Genomic DNA, 24,975 nt, shown 5'->3' on the forward strand with positions numbered 1-24,975 from the left:
TCCCGATTGCCCGGCCGCCGTTCCCGGCCTAGGCGGAAATGATGCCCCGCTGGCTCTTTCCCCTGCTCGTTCTGCTGCTGGTCGCCTTGGCCGCGCTGCTCGCGTGGCTATGGTGGTCGGACTATCTTTTGATCGACCAATGCCTCGACGCCGGTGGCACCTGGGACGACGCCCGCCGCACCTGCATGCTCAGGGTCACGACAGTCCGACCATAGCCCTTTTCTCTTCGTCGCTGAGGAAGCCCGCCGCGCCCACCTGGCGCCACAGCCGCTCGCGATCCTCGGCCAGCGCCGCCACCTTGTTGACGTCCACCGCCAGCGACGCGTCGGCGAACCAGCCCGCCAGCGCCTGCGCCAGCCCGGCCAGGATCGTGTCGGCGATCGGCAGGATCGCCAGCCGCCACAGCGCGCGATTGGCCTCGCGATAGTTCGCGAACGCCGCATCCCCCGGCAGCCCCATCAGCATCGGCGGCACCCCGAAGGCGAGCGCGATCTCGCGCGCCGCGGTCGCCTTCAGCCCGATGAAATCCATGTCGGCGGGCGTCATGCTCATCGCCTGCCATCGGAGCCCGCCCTCGAGCAGCATCGGCCGCCCGGCATTCGCCGCCCCGGCGAACCCCGCCTCGAGCTCGGCCCGCACCCGGGCGAACTGGTCCGGGCTCAGCGCCCCGCCGTCGCCGGGCTCATAGACCAACGCGCCCGAGGGCCGCGCCGCATTGTCGAGCAGCGCCTTGTTCCAGCGCGTCGCGGCATTGTGGATCGCGATCGCCCCCGAGGCCGCGCCCAGGCAGCCCAGCCCATAATGGTCGTCGACCGGATTGAACGACCGGATATGCACCACCGCCGGCCGCCCGCCGGCGTCCTCCGCCGCGAGCGTGCTGGCATGGTCGCCCACCCGATAGCGATACGCCACCGGCCAGCCCGCCGCATCGGCCTCGACACTCACGCGCTCGGGCCGCAGCGCGAACAGCCCGCGCACCGCCCCGGCGCTGTCGCACAATATCTGGACATAGGCATTGCCGTGGAGCAGCAGCTGCGCCGCCACCGTCTCGGTCAGCGGCTGCCCGCCTTGCCGCGCGCCCGCCAGCGCCGCCAGTGCCGGGTCATTCGCCACGATCGGCGCCGAGCCCACTCCCTCGCTCACCAGCTTGACCGCGCGCTGCGCCACCGGATTGTTGCAATAGCCCTCGCGCACCTGCGCCTCGTAGCTGCGCGGCCATTCGCCGACCCACGAGACGCCGCCGCCACGCGCCAGCGCCGGACGCGGCTCACCGCGCCCGGACGACTTCCGTCCGAACCATTTCATGCTGGTCTCCTGAGAGCTGAAGCTCCTCCCCTTCAGGGGAAGCGCTCGAATCCGCCTACCGCCGTGTCCCGAACCAGATCACATGCCGCGGTCCCTTGCCGTTCGACCGCGCCTTGACGCCGACTTCCTCGACCAGGAAGTCCGCCTCCTTCATCCGCCGCACGAACCGGGCGTCGGGCGCCGCCGACCACACCGCCAGCACCCCGCCGGGCCGCAATGCCGCGCGCGCCGCCGCCAGCCCGCGCTCCGAATAGAGCCCGTCATTGCCCGGCCGGGTCAGCCCGTCGGGCCCATTGTCGACATCGAGCAGGATCGCGTCATAGCCGCCGCGCGCATGCCGGATCATCGCCCCGACATCCTCGAACACAACCTCGACGCGCCGGTCCTCCAGGCACCCCGCCGCCAGCGCCACCATCGGCCCCTTCGCCCAGTCGATGATCTTGGGCACCAGCTCGCTCACCGTCACCCGCGCATCGCGATCCAATCGCTTCAGCGCCGCGCGTAGCGTGAACCCCATTCCGTACCCGCCGATCAGCAGATGCGGCGCCTGCACGCGCAGCCGGTCGATCGTCATCTCGGCAAGCGCCTCTTCGGACCCGCTCATCCGGCTGTTCATCAGCTCGTTGCGGTCGAGCACGATCATGAAGTCGTCCCCCCGCCGGAACAGCCGCAGCGGATCGCCGCCGGGGACTTCTGCAACATCGATCAATTCGCGCGGGACCATGGCGTCCTATCCGCGCTGCGCCGCCGCCGCACAAGCATCGATCGCGATCCATTCCCCCGCCGCGACAAACGGCTCGTCCCGTTAACTACGAAGCGTCCGGAACGCCTGCTGCGGCGCGGCATTAATCTTTGCGTAACCACGGCGCGAAGTCCGGGGAGGGTCGTTCAATGTGTTCCGTACGTCGACTGGCCAGGATGCTGGCCAGCCTTGCACCCCCGCGGCCCGACGGGCCCTCGTCTGAGCGCCCCGCCGGGGCCGGACATCGCGAGGATTTCCTCCTGCTCCCGTCCCCCGCGCTGGTCGTCCAGAAGGGCGGCACCGAACGCGGCACCCTCGCCCGGCTCGACAGCCTCGGCCTCGTCGTCCGCGTCAAGCGCGACGATGCCGCCACCTGCCTGCGCTAACCGTCTCGACAAATCTTCCCTCGCCCCCTGCAAGGGGGAGAGGGTTGCGCAGACTTAGTCTCTGCGAAGCAGAGGCTTAGTCGGAGCTGGGTGAGGGGGTGCGGCTTCGAAGAAGCCGCGCGGAGCTCCGCTCCGCTTCTACCCCTCTCCAAGTTACGCTATCAAAGAGAGAGGATAGGTTGGCTGCCAATCCCGAACCTCGATCGCGTTCCCCTCAAAACACCGTGATCCGCACCTCCGCGCGCCGCACCAGCATCAGCTCGGTCAGCGCCCATACCAGCGCGTCCGCGCGATCCGGCGAGCGTCCCGGCCCCGCATAGCCGCCGCCCGCCTGCAGCCCGCATAATTCGTCCTCCAGCGCGGGCCAGGCGCCGACATGGCGCACCTTGCTCGCCTCATAGAGCATCGCCACCGGCTCGGCGCGCGCGCTCTTGCCGCGCGAGGCGTGGACGAGCTTCACCGGCAGGCCGCTGTCGGCGCCGCGCAGCACGCTCGCCACCATCTCGCCACCCTGGTTTTTCTCGGCCACCACCCTGTCCGCCCCGTGCCGCGCCGCGCACGCCGCCACCGCGCGCGCCCAGCCCTCGGGCGACACCCCCGAGACCGTCGCATCCTCGAGCACATAGCCCCTGCCGTCGCGCCCCAGCGCCACCGCCACGATCCCGCAGGCATCGCCCCCCGCGCTCGCCGGCGGATCGACTCCCACCACCACGCGCGTGCGTTCGGGCGCCGCATCGACGCGCACCGTCTCCATCAGCCCGCGCGTCCACAGCGCGCCGGCGACATCCTCGATCAGCTCGCCGTCCAGCTCCTGCCGCCCCAGCCGTGTCCCGCGATAGACCCGCATCGCATCGAGGAAGCTGTCCGCCAGGTTGGTGCCATTGGCGCGCGTCGCGCCGCGCGTCTTCGCCACGCGCGGATCGGCGGCCAGCCGGCGCACCAGCGGCACGACGCGCGGCGTCGTCGTCGCCACTACCCGCGGCCTGCCCGCGCGCAGCGTCATCATCAGATTGTCCCAGGTCGTCTCGCCATCGCGCCATTTGCCGATCTCGTCGGCCCAGGCGAGGTGGTGCTGCGGCCCGCGCAGCCGCTCGGGCTCGCTCGCGGCGAACACTTCGGCCTGCGCGCCGTTGGGCCAGGTCAGCTTGCCTTTCGAGGGCTCCCAATGCGGCCGCGTTCGTTCCGGCGCGATCGCCAGCAGCCCGCTCTCGCCTTCGATCATCACACGGCGGACATCGTCCTCGGTCGCGCCGACCAAGGCGATGCGCAGCTGATAGTTGCGCTCGGCTGCCTCGCGCACCCATTCGGCGCCCATCCGCGTCTTGCCGAAGCCGCGTCCGGCCATCACCAGCCAGGTGCGCCAGTCGCCCGTCGGCGGCGCCTGGTCGGGCCGCCGCCACCAGTGCCACGCCTTGGTCAGCCGGAATGCGGTCGTGTCGTCGATGCCGGCGAGCCATGCCCGCCACGCGGGCGAGCGCGACGCCTGCTCGGCACGCGAAAGATGCGCGGTGGCCGGGTCATTGCGCATCGCCCCCGCCTCCGTCGCCATGCTCGCCGGCCCGCTCGCCGACCCGCTCGGCGGCGTCGAGCCGCGCGGCGATCTCGTCGAGCGTCGCCATCAGGCCTTCCCGCGCGCCGATCTCCTCGTCCAGCATGGTCCGCCCCGCCGATCGCTCCGCCGCCTTCTCCGCCGCATTGCGGATGTCGCGCACGCTCTGGCGATGCTGGTTGAGCAGCGTCAGCAGCGCGCGCTCGCTCAGCGTCTCCAGGTGCCGCGTATCCCCCGTCGCCGCGGCAGTCCCTTCCGGCGCGCCGCCCAGCGCCCGCTCGAGCAGCAGCATCTCCACCCGCGCATAGGCATCTGCGATCGTCGTTTCCCATGCCTCGGCGAAGCCGGGGTCCCGCTTCCGCAGCTTGTACGCCCCGCGATCGCAGAGCCCCACCGCCCGGCACGCCGCCGTGACGTTGAGCGTCTCCGCCAGCTTGGCGAGGAAGCGCGCGCGGTTCGCGGCGGTCCAACGGCTCCTGCTCGCGCGCACCTGCACCCCGCCGCCCTTGCGGCGCGTGATCGTCTTGCCCGCCATGATCTTCTCCCGAAAAGCAAAGGGCCGGCGCACCTCGCGGTGCCCGACCCGTCCAAGGAGCCCGAAGCCCCCGACTCGCAATTCTTCAGCGTGCCTAACTAGTGCCATATCAGCGTGACGATGTCAAGCGCTTTTATCCCATCTGGTTATTATCGCACGCTCTGTCCGGTTTTATCCCCTGCCGCCGTCTCCCCTCGCAGGTGGCCCCCCGGGGAGGGGGCTCGACAGCGCGGGGAATTGGCGGGAAGATCGCGCGCTCCCCGTGTCTGCTTTCGATCGCAAGAAGAGGAAACTGGCATGCGGACCTTGGCCGAGAAACCGCAGGCATCCCGGTCCGCCGTACCGCGCGAGGCGCGCGCGCGGCATCCCGAAACGCGCGGGCCCGCATTGCAGATGAAGCGGGCCGATGGCGGCGTTCCGCCCCGCGCTGCCCTGCCCATGGCGCTCGACATCCTGCGCTCCCCGGGCCACGCGCTCGACCCCGGCTCCCGCGCGCTGCTCGAGCAGCGGCTGCAGCAGGATTTCGGCGCGGTGCGCGTGCACGCCGATGCCCAGGCCGCGGACGCGGCACGCGCGGTCGGCGCGCGCGCCTATACGGTGGGCCAAAACATCGTGTTCGGCCGCGGCGAATATCGCCCGGGGTCGCCCGAAGGCATGCGGCTGCTCGCGCACGAGCTCGCCCATGTCGTGCAGCAGCGCCGCGGGGTGTCGCTCAACGGCGGCATGGGCCGCGCCGGCGATGGCTATGAGCAGCAGGCCGATGCCGTGGCGGACGCGGTCGTCGCCGGCCGGCCGGCGGGGGGCCTGCTTTCCGCGCCATCGTCGGCAGGAAGCGGCGCGGCAGGAAGCGGTGGTGTCGCGATCCAGCGGCAGGCGGCACCCGCGGCGAGCGAGGCCCCGAAGGAGGAAGAGGAGACGCTGGTCACCGAGGGCGACTGGATGCGCAAGGCCGTCATCGACGCCGCCCGCGGGCGCGACACGGCCAAGACGACGATCATGTCCCAGGAGGAAATCGAGAAGATTCGGAAAGGCTATACTCAGGAGTACAAGGTCAAGGTCGACGGCAAGGAGGAGACGCGGACCCGGAGCATCGCGCCGATGGCGAACTACACCACCTGCGTCGAGTTCGCGGGCCAGACCTATGGCGATGCGATCACCGCGCGATCGAAAAAGCTGGGCCGAACGGTCAAGGAGTCTCAGGGTGCCTCGCGCCTTCTGTCCGACACCAAGCGGATCCTGGACGCCGAATACCAGCTCCAGGCCGAGATCGATGCGTACAACGCGCAAATCAAGCTCAATCGGGCGTCGCTCGAAGACTCGCAGAATCGCTTCCACAAGACGATCGACGGTCCGAAGACGCGCCAGGTCAAGGCGCTGGCGGAGCAGGCGCGGCTCGAGTCGGAAAAGACCCAACTGGAGGGCGAGGCGGGGCAACTCGAGACCGAATTGGCGACGCTAATCGAGGCGCGCGACGCGGCGTCGGCAAGCGGCGACAAGGATCGCGCCAAGGAACTCGACGCGCAGGTCAAGGCGAAGCGTCTGGAGCTGCTGCGCAAGCGGAACGCGCTGCTGGGCACGCGGCAGAGGCTGGCCGGTCAGGGCCAGTTGGTCACCCAGCTCCGGCACATGATCGACCAGATAGACGGGCAGAAAACGAAGACCGAAGCCATGATCGCCAAGCGCACGGGCAAGCTCGCCGAACTCGACAAACAGGATGACATGATCATCCGCCCCCCGACGCCGCTGGCCATCCATCCCAAGCGCGGCGAATATGTCCTGCTCGGCGCCGGCGCCGCCCAGAGCTACGGCGTCAAGAAGGAGACCAGTGTCACGCTCGGCAAGGGCGCGTTCAAGCACATCGCCGTGTTCGATCGATGGGAGCCCGCGCCCAGCACGCCGGGCAATCCGGACGAGAAATGGGAGCGGTGGCATACGATCGACGGCGGCGACATCACCTCGACGAGCAAGTCGATCCTGGTCTGCGTCAACGACCTGCGCGTAGCGCCCGGCGCTTCGGAAAAACCCTGGTTCGCCTCCAAGACCGTGCTGATCGGCTGGGTCGACATGAACATATTGATGGCCCGGGCCGCGCCGGGCAAGCCCACCGGCGCGACTCCGGGTGTGCCTTGATCAGCCGCTTGCCGCGCCCTTGAACGGCACATCGCGCCGCCAATAGGTCAGCGCGCGCCACACCCATTCGACCGGGCCGTAGCGGAAGTGTCGCAGCCACAGCTGTGCGAGCACGAGCTGCGCGGCGATCGCGCCCAGCCCCACCCACAGCCGCACGGCCTGGCTCCAATCGTCATGCATGCCCAGGCCAAAGCCGTAGAAGACCGGCACGAACACCAGCGACTGGAGGATGTAGAGCGTCAGCGTCGTCCGCCCGACGCCGGCGAGCGGGCGCAGCAGCGCGCGCGCCGGGCTCTCGAACAGCGCGAGCAGCACCAGCAGCCACATCGCGGTCCCCGCCAGCTCGAACCAGCTGTTGAGGAGGTAGGACAGGTGCCGCTCGGCCTCGGCGCCGAAGCGCTGCGCCGCGAACCACGCCTTGAACGGGTCGCGCAGCCAATGGAGGCCCAGCGCGCTCGCCGCGGCACCGGCCAGCGCGATCCACCGCGCCTTGGCGAAGTCGCCCAGCCGCCCGAAGAAGCCGATCCGCCCGAGCACCATCCCGACGAGGTACAGGCCGAGGATCTGGGTCATCCGCCCCGATTCGACCATGAACCACCATTTGGGCAGCTGCCCCTCCCAGAGATTGGCGCGAAGATATTCGGGGAAGGTGCCCGAAAGGTACACCGCCATCGCCGGGTCGACATATTGGTTGGGCGGCTGGTTCGCCCAGTCCGCCCCCTGCATCGCCGCGGCGAGCTGGACGAGCAGCACCGGATTGGCGAAGCACAAGGCCGCGACGCCGATCAGCACGGCGTTGCTGCGCACCCGGTGGAAGCCGAGCAGCACGAACCCCATCAGCGCGAGCAACTGGATAATATCGCCGCGATAGATCATCGCATGCCCGAACCCGATCGCGAACAAGACGGCGAGCCGCCACGCGAATCGCCCGGTGAAATCCACCCCCCGCCGCGCCGCGCGGTCCATCAATATGAAAAAGCTGAACCCGAAACACAGCGCCAGCAGCGAAAAGCTCTTGCCCATGAACAACAGGTACACCGTGTCGGAGATCGGCCCGCTCCTGGGGTCGGCCCAGTAGAGCTCGTAGCTCTCGATCATGTGGACGAGGAACAGCGCCATCAGCGCGAAGCCGCGCACGATATCCACCGATTCGAGGCGCGCCTGGCTGGCGCTGTCGTGGCGGGCGGTGGTGACCGCCGCTGCGTCCTGCATTCTGTGCTTCCCGATTTTCGCCCGCCTTAGCGAGGGCAGCTTCGAAATCAAACGCTTCGCCGATCTTTACGGGTTGTTGGGGATGCGGGCGTAGCTGTTGGTCATGGTCGGGGGACTTATTCGGATTTTGCTGGCGCTGGCGGGGGGCGTCGCGATGCTGTGCGGTGCGCCCGCACAGGCGCAGACCGGCGTCGCCGGCCGGCCGCTGTCGGTGTGCGTGCTGCCCGACAATGGCGCGATGGACCCCGCCCGGCTCATCAACGAGCCCGGCCGCTTTGATTGCACCACCGCGCAGCACAAGCTCGGCGCAGGCGATTTCTGGGTGATTTCCCACGATATCGGCGAGCGCTCGCGCGGGCGGATGCCGCTCAACGTGCGCTTCGCCAGCCTGTGGCAGCAACGCGTGACGCTCCACGTCCTCTATGCCGACGGCACCGTCGCGAGGCAGTCGACCGACGCGCGCGGCATCACGCCGCTGATCCAGCTCGGCGCGATCGCCGAGATGCGGATTCCCCCCGCCCGCGCCAGGGTCGTGCGCCTGCTCTGGCACGTCGAAGGCGCCTCGAACCTGCGCGGGGTCCTGGTCGGCGCCCGTCTCTCCACCGCCGCGCAGAGCGAGCACGCCAATCTGGCGATGTCCGCCCTCTACGCGGGGTTCGGGGGACTCGCGATCGCGCTGATCATCTACAATCTCGCTTTGTGGGGCGCGCTGCGACATCGCTTCCAGCTTTATTATTGCCTGATGGTCGCGCTGCTGCTCGCTTATACCTTCTCCTCGTCCGGAGCACTCGCCTGGGCGTGGCCGGACATCGCCAACAACACCCGGCTGCGCACCAATTTCCTTCTGCTCGGCATGACCGGCACCGCCGCGTTGGTCTTCGCGCGCAGCTTCTTCGAGCCACGCGTCTTCGCCGGCTGGCTCGGCCGCTACGCCACGCTGGTCAGCATCGCGATGAGCGGCGTCGGGCTGTTCTATTTCTGCACGGCGCCCTTCGCGATCCGCTGGGTCGATCTCGCCTTCACCTGCTCGTTCGTGGGGCTGTCGATCGCCGTGGTGCCGATGCTGTGGCGCGCCTGGCGGCTGCGGAGCAACTATCTCTGGCTGTTCTCGATCGCCTGGGGCGCGCCGGTGCTCACCGCGGCGATACGCGCGCTCTCCAATCTCCACCTCATCCCCTGGAGCTTCTGGATCGACAACTCGACGATCCTCGCGATGATGGTCGAGGCCGTGGTCTCGTCACTGGCGGTCGCCTATCGCATCAAGCTGCTGCGCGACGAGCGCGACGACGCGATCGAGCGCGAAGTAATGATGCGCCGCCTTGCCGACACCGATCCGCTCACCGGGCTGCTCAATCGCCGCGCCTTTCTCCAGCAGGCGATCGGGCGTAGCGGCGAGCAGCAATTGCTCATCGTCGATCTGGATCACTTCAAGTCGGTCAACGAGACGCTCGGACACGATGGCGGCGACGAAGTGCTGCGCATCTTCGCGCGGATGCTGCGAACCTCGCTCCCCGCCGGCACGCTGGTGGCACGGATCGGCGGCGAGGAATTCGCCATCCTCACTCCGGCCGAGCAGCCGATCGAGCCCGAGACCGTGCTCGCCAAGCTCCGCCAGTTGCGCATGCCGTTCGATGTCCATGTCACTGCGAGCATCGGCGCGTGTCGCGGGCTGCTCGTCAGCGAGGTCGATTGGAAGGCGCTGTACCGGGCCGCCGATTCGGCGCTGTTCGACGCCAAGTCGGCGGGGCGCGACCGCGTCCGCAGCGGCCTCCGCCACGCCGCCTGAGCCTTGCGGGGCCGCGGGCCCCGGCCTATGCTCGCAGCCGAGAGGAACCCGAAATGGTCAAGCGTAGCCGTATCCTGCCGATCGCCGCCGTGGCGATGCTGGGCCTGCTCGTGCTCGCTTCACCCGATCATCGCGCCGACATCCGCGTCCTCGCCCACCGCCCCGACGATCTTGCTCCGCAGAAGATGCAGGCGATCGTCGATCTCGGCCTCGGCTCGGTCTCGCTCCTGGTTACCTGGAGCAAGCGGCTGGGCTATTGACCGCAGGCGAGGCTTGCTTACACCAATGTCAATGACTGATCCCGAGCAGATCTGGCGTACCGCATTCCATCATCCCGGCAATTGGGACGATGAATTTCCGCCGACCACGATGGTCGCGCTGTTCGAGGCCAGCGCCAGCGCCCACCCCGACGCCTGCTTCCTCGACTTCATGGGCCGCAAGTACAGCTATGGCGAGACGCTCGACGGCGCCAATCGCGTCGCCTGCGGGCTCAAGGCACTCGGCTATGGCCCTGGCGACCGGATCGGGCTCTTCCTGCCCAACGTGCCGCATTATGTCGCCGCTTATTACGGCATCCTCAAGCTCGGCGGGACGGTGGTCAATTTCTCGCCGCTCTATTCGGTCGAGGAGCTCGCCGCGCAGGTCGAGGATTCGGGGACGAAGCTGCTCTTCACCCTCTCCGCCTCGGCACTGCTGCCGACCGCGCTCAAGGTGCTCGAGCAGAGCGGGCTCGAGCGTCTGGTGGTCGGTTCGGTCGCCGGTGCGCTGCCTCCGGCCAAGTCGCTCTTCTATCGCTGGTTCCGCGGCAGCGAAGTCACTCCGCGCCCCGAGGACCCACGCATCCTGGCCTTCTCGCAGCTCATCGCCAACCAGGGCGAATGCGAGCCGCTCGAACTCGACCCCAACCGCGACATCGCCCTCATCCAATATACCGGCGGCACCACGGGCACGCCCAAAGGCGCGGTGCTCACGCACCAGAACCTTTCGGCCAACGCGCGGCAAGTCGCGCGACTCGACCCCGACATGGCGACGGCCAAGGACAGCATCCTCGGCGTCCTCCCCTTCTTCCACGTCTTCGCCAATACCTGCGTGCTCAACCGCACCGTGCTGACCGGCGGCGAGATCGCTATGCTGCCGCGGTTCAATGCCAAGCAGGCGCTCGAGACGCTCCGCCGAACGCGGCCGAGATCGCTCCCCGGCGTCCCCACCATGTACCAGGCGCTGCTCGACGCGCCCGACATGAAGCCCGACGATTTCAGCTCGCTCAAATTCTGCATCTCGGGCGGCGCACCGCTTTCCGCACAGCTCAAGGAGGAATGGGAGCGCGTCACCGGCGCCCGAGTGCTCGAAGGCTATGGCCTGTCGGAAAGCTCGGGCGTGGTCTCGGCCAACCCTTATGTCGGGCTCAACAAGCCTGGCACGATCGGCCAGCCGCTCGCCGGCACGCGCGTCCGCCTGGTCGACAAGGAAGACCCGAGCCGCCCGCCGCCGCCGGGCGAGCCCGGCGAGATCGTCGTCTCGGGCCCGCAGATCATGCAGGGCTATTGGAACCGCCCCGACGCCGACGCGCAGATCTTCGTCGAAGTCGATGGCGAGGGGCACTGGCTGCGCACCGGTGATGTTGGCACGATCGACGAGGACGGCTTTATCCGCATCGTCGACCGCCTCAAGGACATGATCGCGGTCGGCGGCTTCAAGGTGTTCCCGAGCCAGATCGAATCGGTGCTCTATCGCCACCCGGCAGTGAAAGAGGCGCTAGTGATCGGCCTGCCCGATCCCTATCATGGCGAGTTGCCCCACGCTTATGTCGTGCTCGACGAAGACACCGATCCGGTGTCGGGGCCCGATCTCAGCGTCTGGCTCAACGCCCAGCTCGGCAAGCACGAACGCGTCAGCCAGGTCGTCGTCCGCGAAAGCCTGCCCAAGACGATGATCGGCAAGCTGAGCCGCAAGGACCTGATCGCCGAAGTGATGGCGGCCTAAAATTCCTTCCACAGGCTCGCGCCCGGGGGAGGGACAATCAATCCCCCGCCTTGCCTGCGCCGTACATCACCGCCTTCAGGTTCATAAATTCGTGCATCCCCCACGGACCCAGTTCGCGGCCGTGCCCGGAAAGCTTTACGCCGCCGAACGGCGCCTCAGGCGTCGAGGCGAGCAATGCATTCACCGCGGTCATCCCCGATTCGATGTCGCGCGCGAACCGCTCGATCTCGGCCTCGTCCTGCGTCCACACCGCCGAGCCCAGCCCATAGGGAACGTCGTTCGCCAGCGCGATCGCCGCGTCGATGTCATCAACCCGGTAGACCGCCGCCACCGGCCCGAAGATTTCCTCCTTGGCGACATCGCTCTCGGGATCGAGCCCGACCAGCACGCCCGGCGTCATCCATGCGCCTTCGCGCTCGATCTTTTCGGCGCCGAACAGAAGCTCCGCACCCGCCGACTTGGCGCGCTCGACCTGTTCGAGCACGGTCTCGCGCTGGGCGTCGCTCGACAGCGGCCCCATCCCTGTGTCCGCATCCATCGGATCACCGATCTTGACCGCCTTCATGCCCGCGGAGAATTTCTCGAGAAATGCATCGTACACCTCGGCGTGGACGATTATCCTTTTCGCGCAGATGCAGCTCTGCCCGGCATTCTGGACGCGCGCGGTCACCGCGGTCTTCGCCGCCAAATCGAGATCGGCCGAGGGCATCACGATCAGCGGGTCCGATCCGCCGAGTTCGAGCACGACCTTCTTGAGCGCCCTGCCCGCCGCTTGCGCGACCTTGGCGCCCGCGCCTTCGCTGCCGGTCAGCGTCACTGCCACCACGCGCTTGTCGGCAATGATGTCGGAGACCTTGTCGGACTTGATCGCCAGATTTTGGAACAGCCCGTCGGGCGCCCCCGCCGCGCTCGCCAGCTGCTGCATCAGCGCGGCGCAGCCCTGCACGCTCGACGCGTGCTTCAACAGCGCGACATTGCCCGCCATGATCGTCGGCGCGAGGAAGCGCACCACCTGCCAGTACGGGAAATTCCACGGCATCACCGCGAGTACCGGCCCCATCGGCAGCCAACGTGCAACTGCGTGGCCGCCCGGAGTCTCGACTTCAGTCGGCGCCAGATAGGAAGGCCCATGCTCGGCGTAATGTCGGAACCCGGAGATGCATTTCTCGACCTCGGCGATGGCGCTGGTGATCGTCTTGCCCATCTCCTTGACCGCCATCTCGGCAAGGTGCTGCTTGTTGGCCTCCCACTGGTCGGCGATCGCGCCCAGTAGTTGGGTCCGCTGGTCGAGCGACGCAGTACGCCACGACTGGAAGCAGGTCTGCGCGCGACACAGCGCCAGTTCCACGCCGTCGGCATCGAGCTCCTGGAAGGTCTCGCCGGCCTCGCCGGTCGCGGGATTGATGCTGGTGAACATGGGATCTCCTCGAAACGCAGCCCCAACATGTGACGCGCCTCGGCGGTTGCAATCCCCTCCCGCCCTGCCGCATAGCGTGCGCCATGGCAGACGAAGCGCAGATTTCCGAACTCTCGTTCGAGGAAGCCCTCAAGGAGCTCGAGCGCATCGTCACGCGGCTCGAAAGCGGCGACGCGCAGCTTCAGGAGGCGATCGACCTCTATGAGCGGGGCGACCAGCTTCGCCGCCAATGCGCCGCCCGGCTCGACGCAGCGCAATCGCGCATCGAGGCGATCCGCACCGATGCGCAGGGCCGCGCCGCCGGCACCGCCCCCTTCGCGGCCGGCTGAGCGAGTGGCGCGCATGGCTGATGCGTCCCTCACGCTCCAGGCGGCGCTCCGGCAGGTCGCCATCGAGATCGACCGCCAGTTCGACCTGCTGCTCGCGGTCCCCGACGATCCCCGCCAGGGCCTGTATTGCGCGATGCGCCACGCCACGATCGGCGGCGGCAAGCGGCTGCGGCCGCTGCTCGTGTTCGGTACCGCGGGGCTGTTCGGCGTCGATCGCGGCGCGATGGCGCGCGTCGCGACCGCGCTCGAATGCATCCATGTCTATTCACTGATCCACGACGACCTGCCGGCGATGGACGATGACGACATGCGCCGGGGCAAGCCCACGGTGCACAAGGCATTCGACGAGGCGACGGCGATCTTGGCGGGCGACTGCCTCCACGCGCTCGCCTTCGAGCTGCTCGCCTCGGAGCACACGCATCCCGATCCGTTCGTCCGCATCGAACTGGTCGGCGCGCTCGCGCATGCCTCGGGCCCGGCGGGGATGGCCGGCGGCCAGATGATGGACTTGGCGGCGGAGAAAGCGAGCTTCGATTTGCCGACGGTCACGCGGCTCCAGGCGATGAAGACCGGCGCATTGATCTCCTGCGCAGTCGAAAGCGGCGCGATCCTGGGCCGCGTGCCCGTGGAGGGACGTACCGGGCTGCGCGGCTATGCCCGCGACGTCGGGCTCGCCTTCCAGATCGCCGACGACATCCTCGATGCCGAGGGCGACGAGGAATTGGCCGGCAAGAAGCTCCGCAAGGACGAGGCGGCGGGCAAGGAGACTTTCCTTACCTTGCTCGGCCTCGATCGCGCCCGCGAGCAGGCCCGCCTGCTCGTCGACCAGGCGATCGCACACCTCAAGCCCTATGGCGCCGAGGCCGATCTGCTCCGCGATATCGCCCGCTACACGCTCGAGAGGGACCGATGACCACCCGTACCGGCGTCTATCCGGGGACGTTCGATCCCATCACCCGTGGCCATATGGACATCATCCGCCGCGGCGCGAAGCTGGTCGACCGGCTGGTGATCGGGGTGACCACCAACCCCTCCAAGTCGCCGATGTTCAGCATCGACGAGCGGATGGAGATGGTGAAGCGCGAGACTGCGGGGATCGACGGCGAAATCCATGTCGTCAGCTTCGATTCGCTGCTGATGGATTTCGCCGAGCGCGAGGGCGCGAGCATGATCGTCCGCGGGCTGCGCGCCGTCGCCGATTTCGAGTACGAATATCAGATGGCGGGGATGAACCAGCAGCTCAACCATCGTATCGAAACCGTATTTCTGATGGCCGATGTGTCGCTCCAGCCGATCGCAAGCCGCCTGGTCAAGGAAATCGCGCTCTATGGCGGCGCGATCCGCAAGTTTGTCAGCCCCGAAGTCGAGGCCGATGTGGTCGCCCGCGTCGAGCAGATCGGCCGCAAGGGTAGCTGAGACGCTGCCTTTTCGCCGCCACAGCTTTGCTCTAGACCCTTTGCCGACAAGAAGAATCCGAGTGAGGATGTTGATGCGTTTCGTTGCCGCCCTGGCCGCTGGTGCCACCCTGTTGTTCGCTGTACCCGCCGCGGCGCAGCTCGGAGGCGGCGGTCCGCCCGCCAAGCCCGAGATCGAGACGTTCAAGGGCGTCGGTGCCGATCCCAAGGCCGCAGTGGCCACCAGCGTCGCCGCGGATCCCGAAAATACCTGGATTCTCGATTTGTCGAGCGGCGGCCGCGTCGCGATCCGACTGCGTCCCGACGTCGCGCCCAAGATGGTCGCGCAGATCAAGACGCTCACCCGCCGCAAATTCTATGACGGAATCATCTTCCACCGCGTGATCGACGGCCCCGAAAACATGGCGCAGGGCGGCGATCCCACCGGCACTGGCGGCGGCGATTCGGACCTTCCCGACGTTCCCGCCGAGTTCAACAACCTGCCGCACGTCCGCGGCGCGGTTTCCGCCGCGCGCAAGGGCGCGCCGGCAACCGCCACGCCCGAGCAGCGCAAGGCGGCCGAGGACAGCGCCAACAGCCAGTTCTTCATCATGTTCGGCCCGCGGCTCGGCTTCGATCACGACTATACCGTATTCGGCCGGGTCTCCGAAGGCATGCAATGGGTCGACAAGATCGAGCGCGGCGAACCGCCGGCGAACCCGACCAAGATCGTCCATGCCTATATCGCCGCCGACAACCCGCCGCCTTTCCAGCCCGCACCGGTCACGGCACCGGCATTGCCGGAAGGCGAGACCCGGGTCACGCTGCCGCAATAAGTGAAGGTCGACCTTTTCGATTTCGAGCTGCCGGCCGAGCGGATCGCGCTTCGACCGGCGGTACCGCGCGACTCCGCCCGGCTGCTTGTGCTGGACGGCGTAGAGACGCGTGACGCCTGCGTGGGCGAGCTGCCGTCGTTGCTGCGCAAGGGCGACCTGCTCGTCTTCAACGACACCCGCGTCATTCCTGCGCAGCTCGAAGGCGTCCGGGGTGAGGCCAGGATCGGCGCGACGCTCCACAAGCGCGAGGGACCGCGCCGCTGGCGCGCCTTCATCCGCAACGCCAAGCGGCTGCGCGAAGGCGACGACATCGATTTCGGAGAAGGTGTAACCGCGACCGCGTCGGACCGCGCCGAGGACGGCAGCTTCGCGCTCGACTTCGCCGGCAACGAACCGGTCGAGCTATTGCTGACACGTTGCGGCCGGATGCCGCTGCCGCCTTACATTGCCTCGAAGCGCCCAACCGACGCGCGGGACGCCGACGACTACCAGACCATGTTCGCCAGCGAACCCGGTGCGGTGGCGGCGCCCACGGCTGCGCTGCATTTCACCCCCGAGTTGCTCACGGCGATCGACGCCGCCGGTATCGGCCACACCACGCTGACGCTGCATGTCGGCGCGGGTACCTTCCTGCCGGTCAAGGCCGAGGACACGGCAGACCACAGGATGCACGCCGAATGGGGCCGCATCGACCAGGCTACGGCCGACCGGCTCAACGCCGTCCGGGCGGCCGGCGGACGCGTGATCGCGGTGGGCACCACCAGCCTGCGCCTGATCGAGAGCGCCACGGGCGAGGACGATGTGATCCGCCCGTTCGAAGGCGACACCGCGATCTTCATCACGCCTGGCTATCGCTTCAAGGGCGTGGACGGGCTGGTCACCAACTTTCATTTGCCGCGCTCGACGCTGTTCATGCTGGTATCGGCGCTGATGGGGCTCGACCGGATGCAAGCGGCCTATGCGCATGCCATTGAGAACGACTACAGGTTCTACTCTTACGGGGATGCGTCGCTGCTGCTGCCGTAGCGCCGCCGCCCCGATACGCGCGACGGCGATCGGGGCGTAGCCTGCAGTCCCCAGATTGATGATATAATACAGCGCGGCATTGATCGGGCGGGTCTCGTGCTGGCTGGTCGTCGCACCGCTGGTGCCCGAGGTCTGCGAGGTCTGGAACCCATAGGCCTTGGCATCGTCGATACTGCCCGAGCTGCTGGACACGACCTGGGAATAGCCGTGGCTATGCGTCTGCAGGGCGCAGGGCTGGACCGATCCGACCCCCGAATAGGGAATGTTTGGGTTCTGCATGTCGTGCCGCGCGCTCGTATCGGGATCGGTCGCCGCGCCGTCGTCGACGCCACGCACGAACTGGCCGCGCAGATCGGGCAAATAGAACTGTCCGTCCGGCGGCGAGGCGCCAAAGGACTCGCCGATCGCCGCATAGAGCGCCGGATATTGCGAGGTGGATAGAAGGGCACCGTTGCATTCATGCCACCCCGCGGGCGTGTTGTTCTTCTGGCCGCCCCAAGCCATTATCATCCCGGCTATATTCATAGTTTTCTCCGATCTACATCCAATATCGATTTATTTTTAACGCAGTTTATCTATGCGCATACCTGCCCAGGCATGCGATATGATTACGGTCGACCATGTTTTATCGAATCTATTATTAACGCCTCGACGGCATTAAGCAGAAATACCGTTCTTCGAGCCTTCCATCAGCAGATCGTATGGCTCAACCGGACGCGCGTACGCTCGAGATCTTCCGCGCCGTAGCCGCAACCGGATCGGCGACGCGCGCGGCGCAGCGGCTCAACACCACCCAGCCCAACGTCACGCGCGCGATCGGCATGTTCGAGAAGGCGTGCGGCTTCGCGCTATTCGATCGCGGCCGCTATGGCATGGCGCTGACTCCGGCCGGCGAGCAGCTGCTGGACGTGGTCAATCGCAACTGGGCGGGGCTCCGAAGCATCGGCAAGGTCATCGCCGAAATGCGTACCGGGCCACCGGGAACCTTGCGGGCGATCACCGTTCCGTTTCTTGCCGAGTGCGAGTTGCCTGCGTTGCTGGGCGACTATCTGCGCGAGCGGCCTCGGGTCGCCGTCGCGATCAAGATGGCGACGCACGACTTCGTCTATTTCGACATCGAGACCGGCGGATCGGACGTGGGGGTGATCGTCGGGCCGCCGATGATGGGAACTGGGCTCCACATATTGCCGATCGGCGAGAGCCGACTGGCGCTCGCGGTGCCTGCAGGGCATCGGCTCGCCGGCCACGCTCTCGTCGATTTCGCCGACCTGCACGGCGAGTGCTTCATCCAGCTCACCCGCCCCAACCATATCCGCGTCACCACCGATGCGATGCTCGCGCGCTGTGGCGCGAAGCCGGCGCTGGTGCACGAGGTGTCCACGCAGCGGACGCTGGTCGAGCTGGTCCGCCACGGCATCGGCATCGGCCTTGCCGATATCGGGATGATCCACAATTGCGCCGGGGGCGTCGTACCGGTCGCGATCGATCCCGCTGCCGCCTGGCCGATCCACCTGATCTACAATGGCAGCCGCACCCATTCGACGATGCTCGACAGCTTCCTCGCCTGGTTTGCGGAGCGGACGCCCGGCCCCGGCTGACGCCGCGGGCGCAGTGGTACATCGCTACGCGATCGGCCATAGAAAGGGGCTATCGAATGCCCGCCTCCAGCCACAAGGATATCCGATGCGCCCCGCCCTGCTGCTCGCGGCCCTGTTCGCGACCCCCGCCGTCGCGCAGGAGACCCCGCCACCGATCGTGGTGACCGCACGCCCCGCGGCGCCCGACCAGCCGCCCGCGACGATGATCGTCGAGCCCGTGGCAATGATGATCGCCGCGTTCGACGCCGACGGCGACGCCCGGGTGACCCGGGTCGAGTTCGATGCGGGATTGCGCCGCAGCTTCGACGCCATCGACACGCGGCGAACCGGCTCGCTCGGCTATATCGCCTTTTCGGACTGGTCCGAACGCTGGATGGGCGACCGCAACACCTTGCCTTCGCCGTTCGAGACCGATCGCGACGGCGACAATCGCATCAGCTTCGACGAACTCGCGGCGCGCTTCGACCTGCTGTTCGCACGGTTCGACAAGGACAAGGACGGCGTGATCGTCCGCAGCGAGCTCGTCACCGTCCGCCCCCAGGCGCCTCGACCGCCGAACGACGGTCGGCGCAAACGCTGACGCTCAGAAGCGCTTCCAGCGTTCGCTGCCCGCAAACCGGTGCTCCAGGCCCGCGGCGCTGCCGCAGCCGATGAGGTCCGGCCCACGGAACTCGAAATCGACGAAAACGCGCGGTAGCACGCAATAGCAGCGCCCGGCCAAGTCGATGACGATCGTCCGGCGCTCGAAGCGCACCGCCATCCAACTGCACGCGAGGTGCGTTCCATCCGGCGTAAAGGCGAAGTTGCCGCCCCAGACCCATCCGGGAAGCGGCGCCCCATCGATCTCCGCGCAGTGATAGCTGTCGCCATGCGGCGGCTCGCCGACATAAAGCAGCGTCACTTCGTGCCGATCGCCGGGGGAGACCAGCACCAGATCGGCCATGCCCGCCCAACGGCTGGTGCCGTCCGGCGGAAAGGTCATGCGTTCGGGCGCGCGCTCCATCGCCGAACCCCTGCCGCGGGAACCCTGACGATGGCAAGCGCCTCCTTCGCACGCGCGCCCTAGCATTTCCCACGACGCCCCGGCTAAGACTCGGGGAATGGCCGCGCATCACGACCACCATCACCACGATCACGCGCCGGCCGATTTCGGCCGCGCCTTCGCGATCGGCACCGCGCTCAACATCGGCTTCGTGGTCGTCGAGGGCGCTGCGGGGTTCCTGACCGATTCGATCGCGCTGCTCGCCGATGCCGGGCACAATTTGTCCGACGTGCTGGGGCTGCTCGTCGCCTGGGCCGCGGTCGAGCTCGGCAAGCGCCCCGCGTCGAAGCGCTTCACCTATGGCTTGCGCAGCAGCTCGATCCTCGCCGCACTGACCAATTCGGTGCTGCTGCTCGTCGCGGTCGGCGCGATCGCCTGGGAAGCGGTCGGACGCTTCTCCGATCCACCCGCGATCGAAGGCGGCACGGTGATGCTCGTCGCGGCCGCTGGCATCGTCGTCAACCTGTCGACCGCCTTGCTGTTCGCGCGCGGGCGCAAGCACGACATCAACATCCGCGGCGCCTATCTCCACATGGCGGCCGACGCCGCTGTCTCGGCCGGGGTGGTGATCGGCGGCGCGCTGATCCTGTGGACCGGCTCCGAATGGATCGATCCCGCGATCAGCCTGGTGATCGTCGCGGTCATCCTGTGGAGCACCTGGGGCCTCGCGCGCGAATCGCTGGTGATGGTGCTCCAGGCCGTCCCCGAGGGAATCGATGCCGATGCGGTGCGCAGCACGCTGGCGACCCTGCCGGGCGTGGCACGCGTCCACGATCTTCATATCTGGCCGATGAGCACCACCGAGGCCGCGCTGACCGCGCACCTGGTGATGCCCGGCGGCCATCCGGGCGACGCGTTCCTGCGCGATCTCCAGCATCGCCTCGCGCACGACTTTCGCATCGATCACGCCACCGTCCAGATCGAGCTCGGCGAAGGCGCCGAATGCCGGATGCACGGCCACGCCCATGTCTGAGACCGTGCAGATCCGGCTGGTGATCTTCGACTTCGACGGCACCTTGTCGGACAGCGGCGACTGGTTCCTCTCGGTGGTCGACGAGCTCGCGCGGAAATTCCGCTTCCGCACGGTCCAGCCTGGCGAAGTCGAGATGCTGCGCCACCGTAGCTCGCGGGAGGTCATCGACTTCCTCGGCATCTCCCGCTGGAAGATGCCGCTGATCGCGCGCTATCTCCGGAAGCTCGTCGGCCGCAACGCGCACCAGATCGAGCTGTTTCCAGGCACGCCGGACCTGCTCGAGCAGCTTTCCGACATGGGCATGAAGATCGCGCTGGTCACGTCGAACTCCGAAACCAATGCGCGTCGCATCCTGGGGCCGCAGCATGCTGCCCGAATCGATTTCTACGCCTGCGGCTCGTCGCTGTTCGGCAAGGCGCCCAAGTTCCGCCGGGTGCTCAAGAAGATGGGCATTCCCGCCGCGGCGACGCTGGCAATCGGCGACGAGACGCGCGACATCGACGCCGCGCGCGAAGTCGGCATGCGCGCGGGCTCGGTGCTGTGGGGCTATGCCAGCGAGGCGGTGCTGATCGCGCTCGGCCCCGACGCGACGTTTCGCGAGCCGCAGGACATCCTGGATTACGTCGCGGCACATCGCGGCTAGTCGAGGTGAACCGCCAGCCACACGGTCGCACGATCCTTCGCGCTCCAGGTCACCCAATGCTTCTGGCCGCGCGCGATCCAGACGTGATCGCCCGCGCCTAACGTCACTTCGACGGAATCCTCGATCCGCAGCCCCGCCGCACCTTCGAGCAGCAACACCCATTCGTCCTGCTCCTGGACCATCGGCGTTTCTTCCGGCGTCGCCTGCCCGCGAGAGACGATCCGCTCGATGCGGATGCCGGGGCGCGCGAGCAGTTCGGAGAACGCCTCGGCGCGCTTTGCCGCCGGCAGCTTGGCAAGCAGGTTGGCGACCTTCACCTTGAAGCGCGGCTTGGGTTTGGCTTTCGGCTCCGGCTTCGCCTTTGGCCTGGACCGCGGCTCGGCCGATCCCGCGGACTTGCTCCAGGCGCTGCTCGTCATGCCGCGCAGATAGTCCTCGATCTCCTCGGCGGAGGCGATGAGGCCGCCCTTCTCGATACCGAACACCGGCCCGCCCTGCGCATCGTTGAGCCCATATTTGCCAAAGTCCCCGCCCAGCTTGCGCCGCCGCGAGCCGATCAGCCGGAGCCCGCGATGCGCAGCCATTTCGCGGAGCTTGTCGGTGGTTTCGTTGGGCATGGTTCCTTATTCCCTCTCCCTCTGGGAGCGCGAGAATGGACACTTCCGCTTCAACGCGCCAAGGGCAACGCCCATGTCCCGTTTCCAGTTCACCATCCATGCCACCGATGGCAAGGCGCGCCAGGGCACGATCGCGATGCAGCGTGGCGAGATCCGCACCCCAGCGTTCATGCCCGTCGGTACCGCCGCGACGGTCAAGGCCGTCAAACCGCAGGACGTCCGCGCCTCGGGCGCCGACATCCTGCTCGGCAACACCTATCACCTGATGCTCCGCCCCACCGCCGAGCGTGTGCACAAGCTTGGCGGACTGCACAAATTCATGGGCTGGGACCGGCCGATCCTCACCGATTCGGGCGGATACCAGGTGATGAGCCTGTCCGAGCTGACCAAGCGCAGCGAGGAAGGCATCGTCTTCAAGTCGCACCTCGACGGCACCCGCCACATGCTCAGCCCGGAGCGCTCGATGGAGATCCAGCGGCTATTGGGCTCGAACATCGTGATGGCGTTCGACGAGCTCGTCCCCACCACCTCGACCCGCGAGGTCCAGGCCGCGGCGATGGAGCGATCGATGCGCTGGGCCAAGCGCAGCCGCGACGGCTTCGATTCGGGCGGCGAGCATGCCGCGAACAACGCATTGTTCGGTATCCAGCAGGGCGCGCTCGATGAAGGCTTGCGGAAATCCTCGGCCGACGCGCTGCTCGACATCGGATTTGACGGCTACGCGATCGGCGGCCTGGCAGTCGGCGAGGGCCAGGAGGCGATGTTCGGCGTGCTCGACTATGCGCCGGGCCAGCTCGACGCCGCCAAGCCGCGCTACCTGATGGGCGTGGGCAAGCCCGACGACATCGTCGGCGCGGTCGAGCGCGGGGTAGACATGTTCGATTGCGTGCTGCCCACCCGCAGCGGGCGCACCGGCCAGGCGTTCACGCGGCAAGGCCCGATCAACATCCGCAACGCCAGGTTCGCCGAGGACGAAGGCCCGCTCGATCCAGCCTGCGCCTGCCCGACCTGCACCGGCTGGAGCCGCGCCTATATCCACCACCTCGTCCGCGCCGGCGAGATTCTCGGCGCGATGCTGATGACGGAGCATAATCTCTGGTTCTACCAGCAGCTCATGGCCGATCTGCGCGGTGCGATCGGCGAGAGTAGGCTGACTGCGTTCGCCGACGACTTTCGCGCACGCTATCGTGGCGCGGCCGAGAAGGTTTGACTTAACCATCTTGTGTTCCGTCGCGGGACTGCTCGGAATCGGTGAGCGCATCGCTTAAGGTTTTGCGATATATGGGCTGCCGTTCGGAGTCGTCATGGCTCCCGGGGGCAGCGCACTTGTTCTGGCGGCGGTTCACTCGAGTACAGGCACGCGGACTGGCGGCGGCGGCGATCGCATCGCTGGTCGGCGCGGGTTTCTCGGCGCACGCCCTGAACTCGGATGGCGCGATCGACGCCGAAAAGCCCGCCGTCAGCGGCTACGAGGCCGACGATCATTTTCCTGGTGCCGCCTTCTACACTGCAATCTCCGACGAAGCGGCGGTGTCGGCAGGCACCACCGGCACGATCGCGCTGCCCGAGACGCCGGTGCCCGCCAATGCCGTTATCGACTCGTCGATCCAGCCCGCCGCGCCGTTCCGGCTTGCCGGCTCCAGCCTCGATCATGCCCGCGCGCTCCAGTGCCTGACCACGGCGATCTTTTACGAGGCGGCTAGCGAGCCCGATGACGGCCAGCGCGCCGTCGCGCAGGTGGTACTCAATCGCGTGCGCCACCCGGCGTTCCCGGCGACGGTGTGCGGCGTGGTGTTCCAGGGGTCGGAGAAGCGCGGCTGCCAGTTCAGCTTCGCGTGCGACGGCGCGATGGCGCGGGTGCCCTCGCGCACCGCGTGGGCGCGCGCGGCACGCGTCGCGGAAGCGGCGCTCGCCGGCAGTGTGTTTGCGCCGGTCGGCATGGCGACGCATTACCACACCTATGCCGTCACGCCGTCGTGGAACCGCAGCCTGGTGATGACCGGCGTCTATGGCGCGCACTTTTTTCACCGCTGGAAGGGCTGGTGGGGGATGGGCGCGGCGTTTCGCCAGGCCTATCTCGGCGGCGAGCCCGTGCCTGCGCCGCACGCCAGTGCCGCGCCTCCCGTAGTCGCGGCGGCCGCGCCCGCACTGCCGGCGCCCCAACCCGTCACGGTGCGCGAGGCGATCCAGCCGGCCTATGTCCAGAGCGGCGCACCGGTCGCCGCCTATGCCGCGGCCGACACGGACTCGCAGATCCTCGACAAGTGGAAAGACAGCGGCAAGCCGCTGCGCTGAGCCGCGTGGCCCGGCCGCCCGCCAACATCGTCAATCGCGCGTTAACCTGCTGCCCCTAGGGTAGCGGGCGCTCTCACTGCGTGCGGCAAGGAGAGCGCCCGCGCTGCCGCGTTGGGTCATCCGGGGGGAGATGACGCGGCAGCTAGTCGATACTGTCTTGACGGGCGCGACCTGGAAGCTGGGCAGCGCTCGCTTTACGAACCGCGCACGTTGCGGCCGGAGCCGCGGCGTGCGGTAGGGATCACGGCATCATCGCGGCGCGATCGATACGGTGATTAGGTCGCTGTACAACCCGGCGCGCTTGCCCGCGACGCTGCCGATCATGAAGCGCATCGGCAGCGTTTCGCGGGTCGGATCCTTGCCGGTCGAAGTGTATTTGGCCGTCGAGGCGAGCGAGAGCGTGCTTTCGCCGACCATCAGCTGATACGGCACGCTCCAGTCGGTATTGGCCATCTTGAGTAGGCCATTGTTCTTCGACACGAATTCGAGCCGATAGGCGCGGGTGCTCGCGACGGTGACGTTGAGCGGCACGCGCGCGACGCCTTCGCTCAGCTCGCCCAGATCGACCAGCGCCTGGCCGCCGTTGCGGCGATACTGGCCCGAAAGCCCGAGCACCGCCGAGGGCAGCACGTTCACCCCGAGCACGAACGACCGCATGGCAAGCGCGTCGCTGCGGCCCTTTTCCTGCGCAATCAGCGTAACGCGCTGCGTGTAGAGCCCGTCGGCGATCAGCCCATCCTCGTCGGCGCTAAACTGGAAGCGGACGAGCTGCTGGCCGCGCGGCTGGACGACGACCGGCCGCTGCGTAAACCGCGCGATGGTGCGCCCCGAAACCGGCGTGGCATTGCTGTTCGAGAACTGGTCGAGCAGCGTGTAGGTGACGCGGCCGGTGCGCCCCGCCTGCGTCAGGCCGAACGCTTCCTGATCGACCACGAAGATCGGATCGAACGCGCACGCCGCGCCGCCCTCGTTATGGAACATCACATCGAACGTGCCGATCGGCGCGGTAGTCGCGAACGGGTCGTAGCCCTGGATGATCCAGTTGGTCGCGGCGCTGTCGATCCGCAGCGCGCAATCACTGCGCGCCGCGAGAGAGGCCTGCGCCCAGGCGGGTGCGGCGGAAGCCAGTGCCGCGGCGAATGCCAATGTGGCCGAAATCAGGGTCTTCATAATCACC

General features: G+C 67.8%; 26 protein-coding genes and 1 pseudogene. 17 read left to right on the plus strand and 10 right to left on the minus strand.

The features are described from left to right. Window positions 1-41 precede the first annotated feature (41 nt). On the plus strand, window positions 42-215 hold the full coding sequence (locus tag RZN05_RS15120) for a hypothetical protein (protein ID WP_317227397.1): 174 nt from the start codon (window positions 42-44) through the stop codon (window positions 213-215). Here RZN05_RS15120 and RZN05_RS15125 read toward each other — a convergent pair. Together RZN05_RS15125 and RZN05_RS15130 are read right to left on the minus strand one after the other, a co-directional pair. Next, entirely contained in the window at window positions 196-1,305 is a 1,110-nt protein-coding gene (locus tag RZN05_RS15125) for a phage portal protein (protein ID WP_317227398.1), read from the minus strand. The two genes, RZN05_RS15120 and RZN05_RS15125, sit on opposite strands and share 20 nt — an antisense overlap. 55 nt (window positions 1,306-1,360) lie before the next feature. Further along, window positions 1,361-2,029 (minus strand): spermine/spermidine synthase domain-containing protein, encoded by a 669-nt coding sequence (locus RZN05_RS15130; RefSeq protein ID WP_317227399.1) that lies wholly within the window; start codon window positions 2,027-2,029, stop codon window positions 1,361-1,363. A 167-nt stretch (window positions 2,030-2,196) separates the two neighbouring features. On the opposite strand from RZN05_RS15130, the gene RZN05_RS15135 reads away from it, so the two are divergent. After that, window positions 2,197-2,433, plus strand: a complete 237-nt coding sequence (locus RZN05_RS15135) for a hypothetical protein (protein ID WP_317227400.1) — start codon at window positions 2,197-2,199, stop codon at window positions 2,431-2,433. Window positions 2,434-2,647: 214 nt separating this feature from the next. Here the strand turns inward: RZN05_RS15135 and RZN05_RS15140 are convergent, their stop codons facing one another. Together RZN05_RS15140 and RZN05_RS15145 are read right to left on the minus strand one after the other, a co-directional pair. Next, the gene (locus RZN05_RS15140; RefSeq protein WP_317227401.1) at window positions 2,648-3,961 is read right to left on the minus strand and encodes a DNA-packaging protein; all 1,314 of its coding nucleotides are present in this window, start codon (window positions 3,959-3,961) and stop codon (window positions 2,648-2,650) included. Next, entirely contained in the window at window positions 3,951-4,517 is a 567-nt protein-coding gene (locus RZN05_RS15145) for a hypothetical protein (RefSeq protein WP_317227402.1), read from the minus strand. The genes RZN05_RS15140 and RZN05_RS15145 overlap by 11 nt, the downstream gene beginning before the upstream one ends. Before the next feature lie 297 nt (window positions 4,518-4,814). On the opposite strand from RZN05_RS15145, the gene RZN05_RS15150 reads away from it, so the two are divergent. Continuing rightward, window positions 4,815-6,647: an eCIS core domain-containing protein gene (locus RZN05_RS15150; RefSeq protein ID WP_317227403.1), complete on the plus strand. Its 1,833-nt coding sequence runs from the start codon at window positions 4,815-4,817 to the stop codon at window positions 6,645-6,647. On the opposite strand, the gene RZN05_RS15155 is transcribed toward RZN05_RS15150, so the two are convergent. Beyond that, window positions 6,648-7,859 (minus strand): DUF418 domain-containing protein, encoded by a 1,212-nt coding sequence (locus RZN05_RS15155; RefSeq protein ID WP_317227404.1) that lies wholly within the window; start codon window positions 7,857-7,859, stop codon window positions 6,648-6,650. 103 nt (window positions 7,860-7,962) lie between these two features. Here RZN05_RS15155 and RZN05_RS15160 point away from each other — a divergent pair, with 103 nt between their 5' ends. From RZN05_RS15160 to RZN05_RS15170, 3 genes are read left to right on the plus strand one after another with little or no spacing between them, the layout of a single operon-like run. Then, window positions 7,963-9,645 (plus strand): sensor domain-containing diguanylate cyclase, encoded by a 1,683-nt coding sequence (locus RZN05_RS15160; protein WP_317227405.1) that lies wholly within the window; start codon window positions 7,963-7,965, stop codon window positions 9,643-9,645. Window positions 9,646-9,698: 53 nt separating this feature from the next. Then, window positions 9,699-9,905 carry a hypothetical protein gene (locus RZN05_RS15165; protein WP_317227406.1) on the plus strand — a complete coding sequence of 69 codons (207 nt, stop codon included), beginning with the start codon at window positions 9,699-9,701 and terminating at the stop codon, window positions 9,903-9,905. Between the two features lie 31 nt (window positions 9,906-9,936). Next, window positions 9,937-11,628 (plus strand): AMP-binding protein, encoded by a 1,692-nt coding sequence (locus RZN05_RS15170; protein ID WP_317227407.1) that lies wholly within the window; start codon window positions 9,937-9,939, stop codon window positions 11,626-11,628. A gap of 37 nt (window positions 11,629-11,665) precedes the next feature. On the opposite strand, the gene RZN05_RS15175 is transcribed toward RZN05_RS15170, so the two are convergent. Continuing rightward, a complete protein-coding gene (locus RZN05_RS15175) occupies window positions 11,666-13,045 on the minus strand; it encodes an NAD-dependent succinate-semialdehyde dehydrogenase (protein ID WP_317227408.1) in 1,380 nt (459 codons plus the stop codon). An 83-nt stretch (window positions 13,046-13,128) separates the two neighbouring features. On the opposite strand from RZN05_RS15175, the gene RZN05_RS15180 reads away from it, so the two are divergent. From RZN05_RS15180 to queA, 5 genes are all read left to right on the plus strand, one after another. Then, a complete protein-coding gene (locus RZN05_RS15180) occupies window positions 13,129-13,374 on the plus strand; it encodes an exodeoxyribonuclease VII small subunit (protein ID WP_317227409.1) in 246 nt (81 codons plus the stop codon). A gap of 13 nt (window positions 13,375-13,387) precedes the next feature. Continuing rightward, window positions 13,388-14,287, plus strand: coding sequence for a polyprenyl synthetase family protein (locus tag RZN05_RS15185; protein WP_317227410.1), 900 nt, complete (start codon window positions 13,388-13,390; stop codon window positions 14,285-14,287). After that, window positions 14,284-14,790 (plus strand): pantetheine-phosphate adenylyltransferase, encoded by a 507-nt coding sequence (coaD, locus tag RZN05_RS15190; protein ID WP_317227411.1) that lies wholly within the window; start codon window positions 14,284-14,286, stop codon window positions 14,788-14,790. Before RZN05_RS15185 ends, coaD begins: the two co-directional genes overlap by 4 nt. Window positions 14,791-14,863: 73 nt before the next feature. Further along, on the plus strand, window positions 14,864-15,604 hold the full coding sequence (locus RZN05_RS15195; RefSeq protein ID WP_317227412.1) for a peptidylprolyl isomerase: 741 nt from the start codon (window positions 14,864-14,866) through the stop codon (window positions 15,602-15,604). After that, window positions 15,605-16,630 (plus strand): tRNA preQ1(34) S-adenosylmethionine ribosyltransferase-isomerase QueA, encoded by a 1,026-nt coding sequence (gene queA / locus RZN05_RS15200; protein ID WP_317227413.1) that lies wholly within the window; start codon window positions 15,605-15,607, stop codon window positions 16,628-16,630. 345 nt (window positions 16,631-16,975) lie between these two features. Here queA and RZN05_RS20690 read toward each other — a convergent pair. Beyond that, a pseudogene (locus RZN05_RS20690) lies at window positions 16,976-17,155 on the minus strand (phage tail protein); the annotation flags it as partial. 176 nt (window positions 17,156-17,331) lie between these two features. Here RZN05_RS20690 and RZN05_RS15205 point away from each other — a divergent pair. Together RZN05_RS15205 and RZN05_RS15210 are read left to right on the plus strand one after the other, a co-directional pair. Beyond that, window positions 17,332-18,228: a LysR family transcriptional regulator gene (locus RZN05_RS15205; protein WP_317227414.1), complete on the plus strand. Its 897-nt coding sequence runs from the start codon at window positions 17,332-17,334 to the stop codon at window positions 18,226-18,228. Between the two features lie 85 nt (window positions 18,229-18,313). Further along, a complete protein-coding gene (locus tag RZN05_RS15210; protein WP_317227415.1) occupies window positions 18,314-18,808 on the plus strand; it encodes an EF-hand domain-containing protein in 495 nt (164 codons plus the stop codon). A gap of 3 nt (window positions 18,809-18,811) precedes the next feature. On the opposite strand, the gene RZN05_RS15215 is transcribed toward RZN05_RS15210, so the two are convergent. Next, window positions 18,812-19,231: a hypothetical protein gene (locus RZN05_RS15215; RefSeq protein ID WP_317227416.1), complete on the minus strand. Its 420-nt coding sequence runs from the start codon at window positions 19,229-19,231 to the stop codon at window positions 18,812-18,814. A gap of 97 nt (window positions 19,232-19,328) precedes the next feature. Between RZN05_RS15215 and RZN05_RS15220 the strand changes: the two genes are divergently transcribed. Next, a complete protein-coding gene (locus tag RZN05_RS15220) occupies window positions 19,329-20,243 on the plus strand; it encodes a cation diffusion facilitator family transporter (RefSeq protein WP_317227417.1) in 915 nt (304 codons plus the stop codon). After that, on the plus strand, window positions 20,236-20,886 hold the full coding sequence (locus RZN05_RS15225) for an HAD hydrolase-like protein (RefSeq protein ID WP_317227418.1): 651 nt from the start codon (window positions 20,236-20,238) through the stop codon (window positions 20,884-20,886). Before RZN05_RS15220 ends, RZN05_RS15225 begins: the two co-directional genes overlap by 8 nt. Here RZN05_RS15225 and RZN05_RS15230 read toward each other — a convergent pair. After that, window positions 20,883-21,503 carry a cupin domain-containing protein gene (locus RZN05_RS15230; RefSeq protein ID WP_317227419.1) on the minus strand — a complete coding sequence of 207 codons (621 nt, stop codon included), beginning with the start codon at window positions 21,501-21,503 and terminating at the stop codon, window positions 20,883-20,885. The two genes, RZN05_RS15225 and RZN05_RS15230, sit on opposite strands and share 4 nt — an antisense overlap. A gap of 73 nt (window positions 21,504-21,576) precedes the next feature. Between RZN05_RS15230 and tgt the strand changes: the two genes are divergently transcribed. Together tgt and RZN05_RS15240 are read left to right on the plus strand one after the other, a co-directional pair. Then, entirely contained in the window at window positions 21,577-22,713 is a 1,137-nt protein-coding gene (gene tgt, locus RZN05_RS15235) for a tRNA guanosine(34) transglycosylase Tgt (RefSeq protein ID WP_317227420.1), read from the plus strand. 116 nt (window positions 22,714-22,829) lie between these two features. Next, window positions 22,830-23,798 carry a cell wall hydrolase gene (locus RZN05_RS15240; protein WP_317227421.1) on the plus strand — a complete coding sequence of 323 codons (969 nt, stop codon included), beginning with the start codon at window positions 22,830-22,832 and terminating at the stop codon, window positions 23,796-23,798. 249 nt (window positions 23,799-24,047) lie between these two features. On the opposite strand, the gene RZN05_RS15245 is transcribed toward RZN05_RS15240, so the two are convergent. Next, a complete protein-coding gene (locus RZN05_RS15245; RefSeq protein ID WP_317227422.1) occupies window positions 24,048-24,968 on the minus strand; it encodes a hypothetical protein in 921 nt (306 codons plus the stop codon). Window positions 24,969-24,975 lie beyond the last annotated feature (7 nt).

This window comes from Sphingomonas sp. HF-S4, from assembly GCF_032911445.1.
In the GTDB taxonomy this organism is placed as follows: Bacteria; Pseudomonadota; Alphaproteobacteria; order Sphingomonadales; family Sphingomonadaceae; genus Sphingomonas; species Sphingomonas agrestis.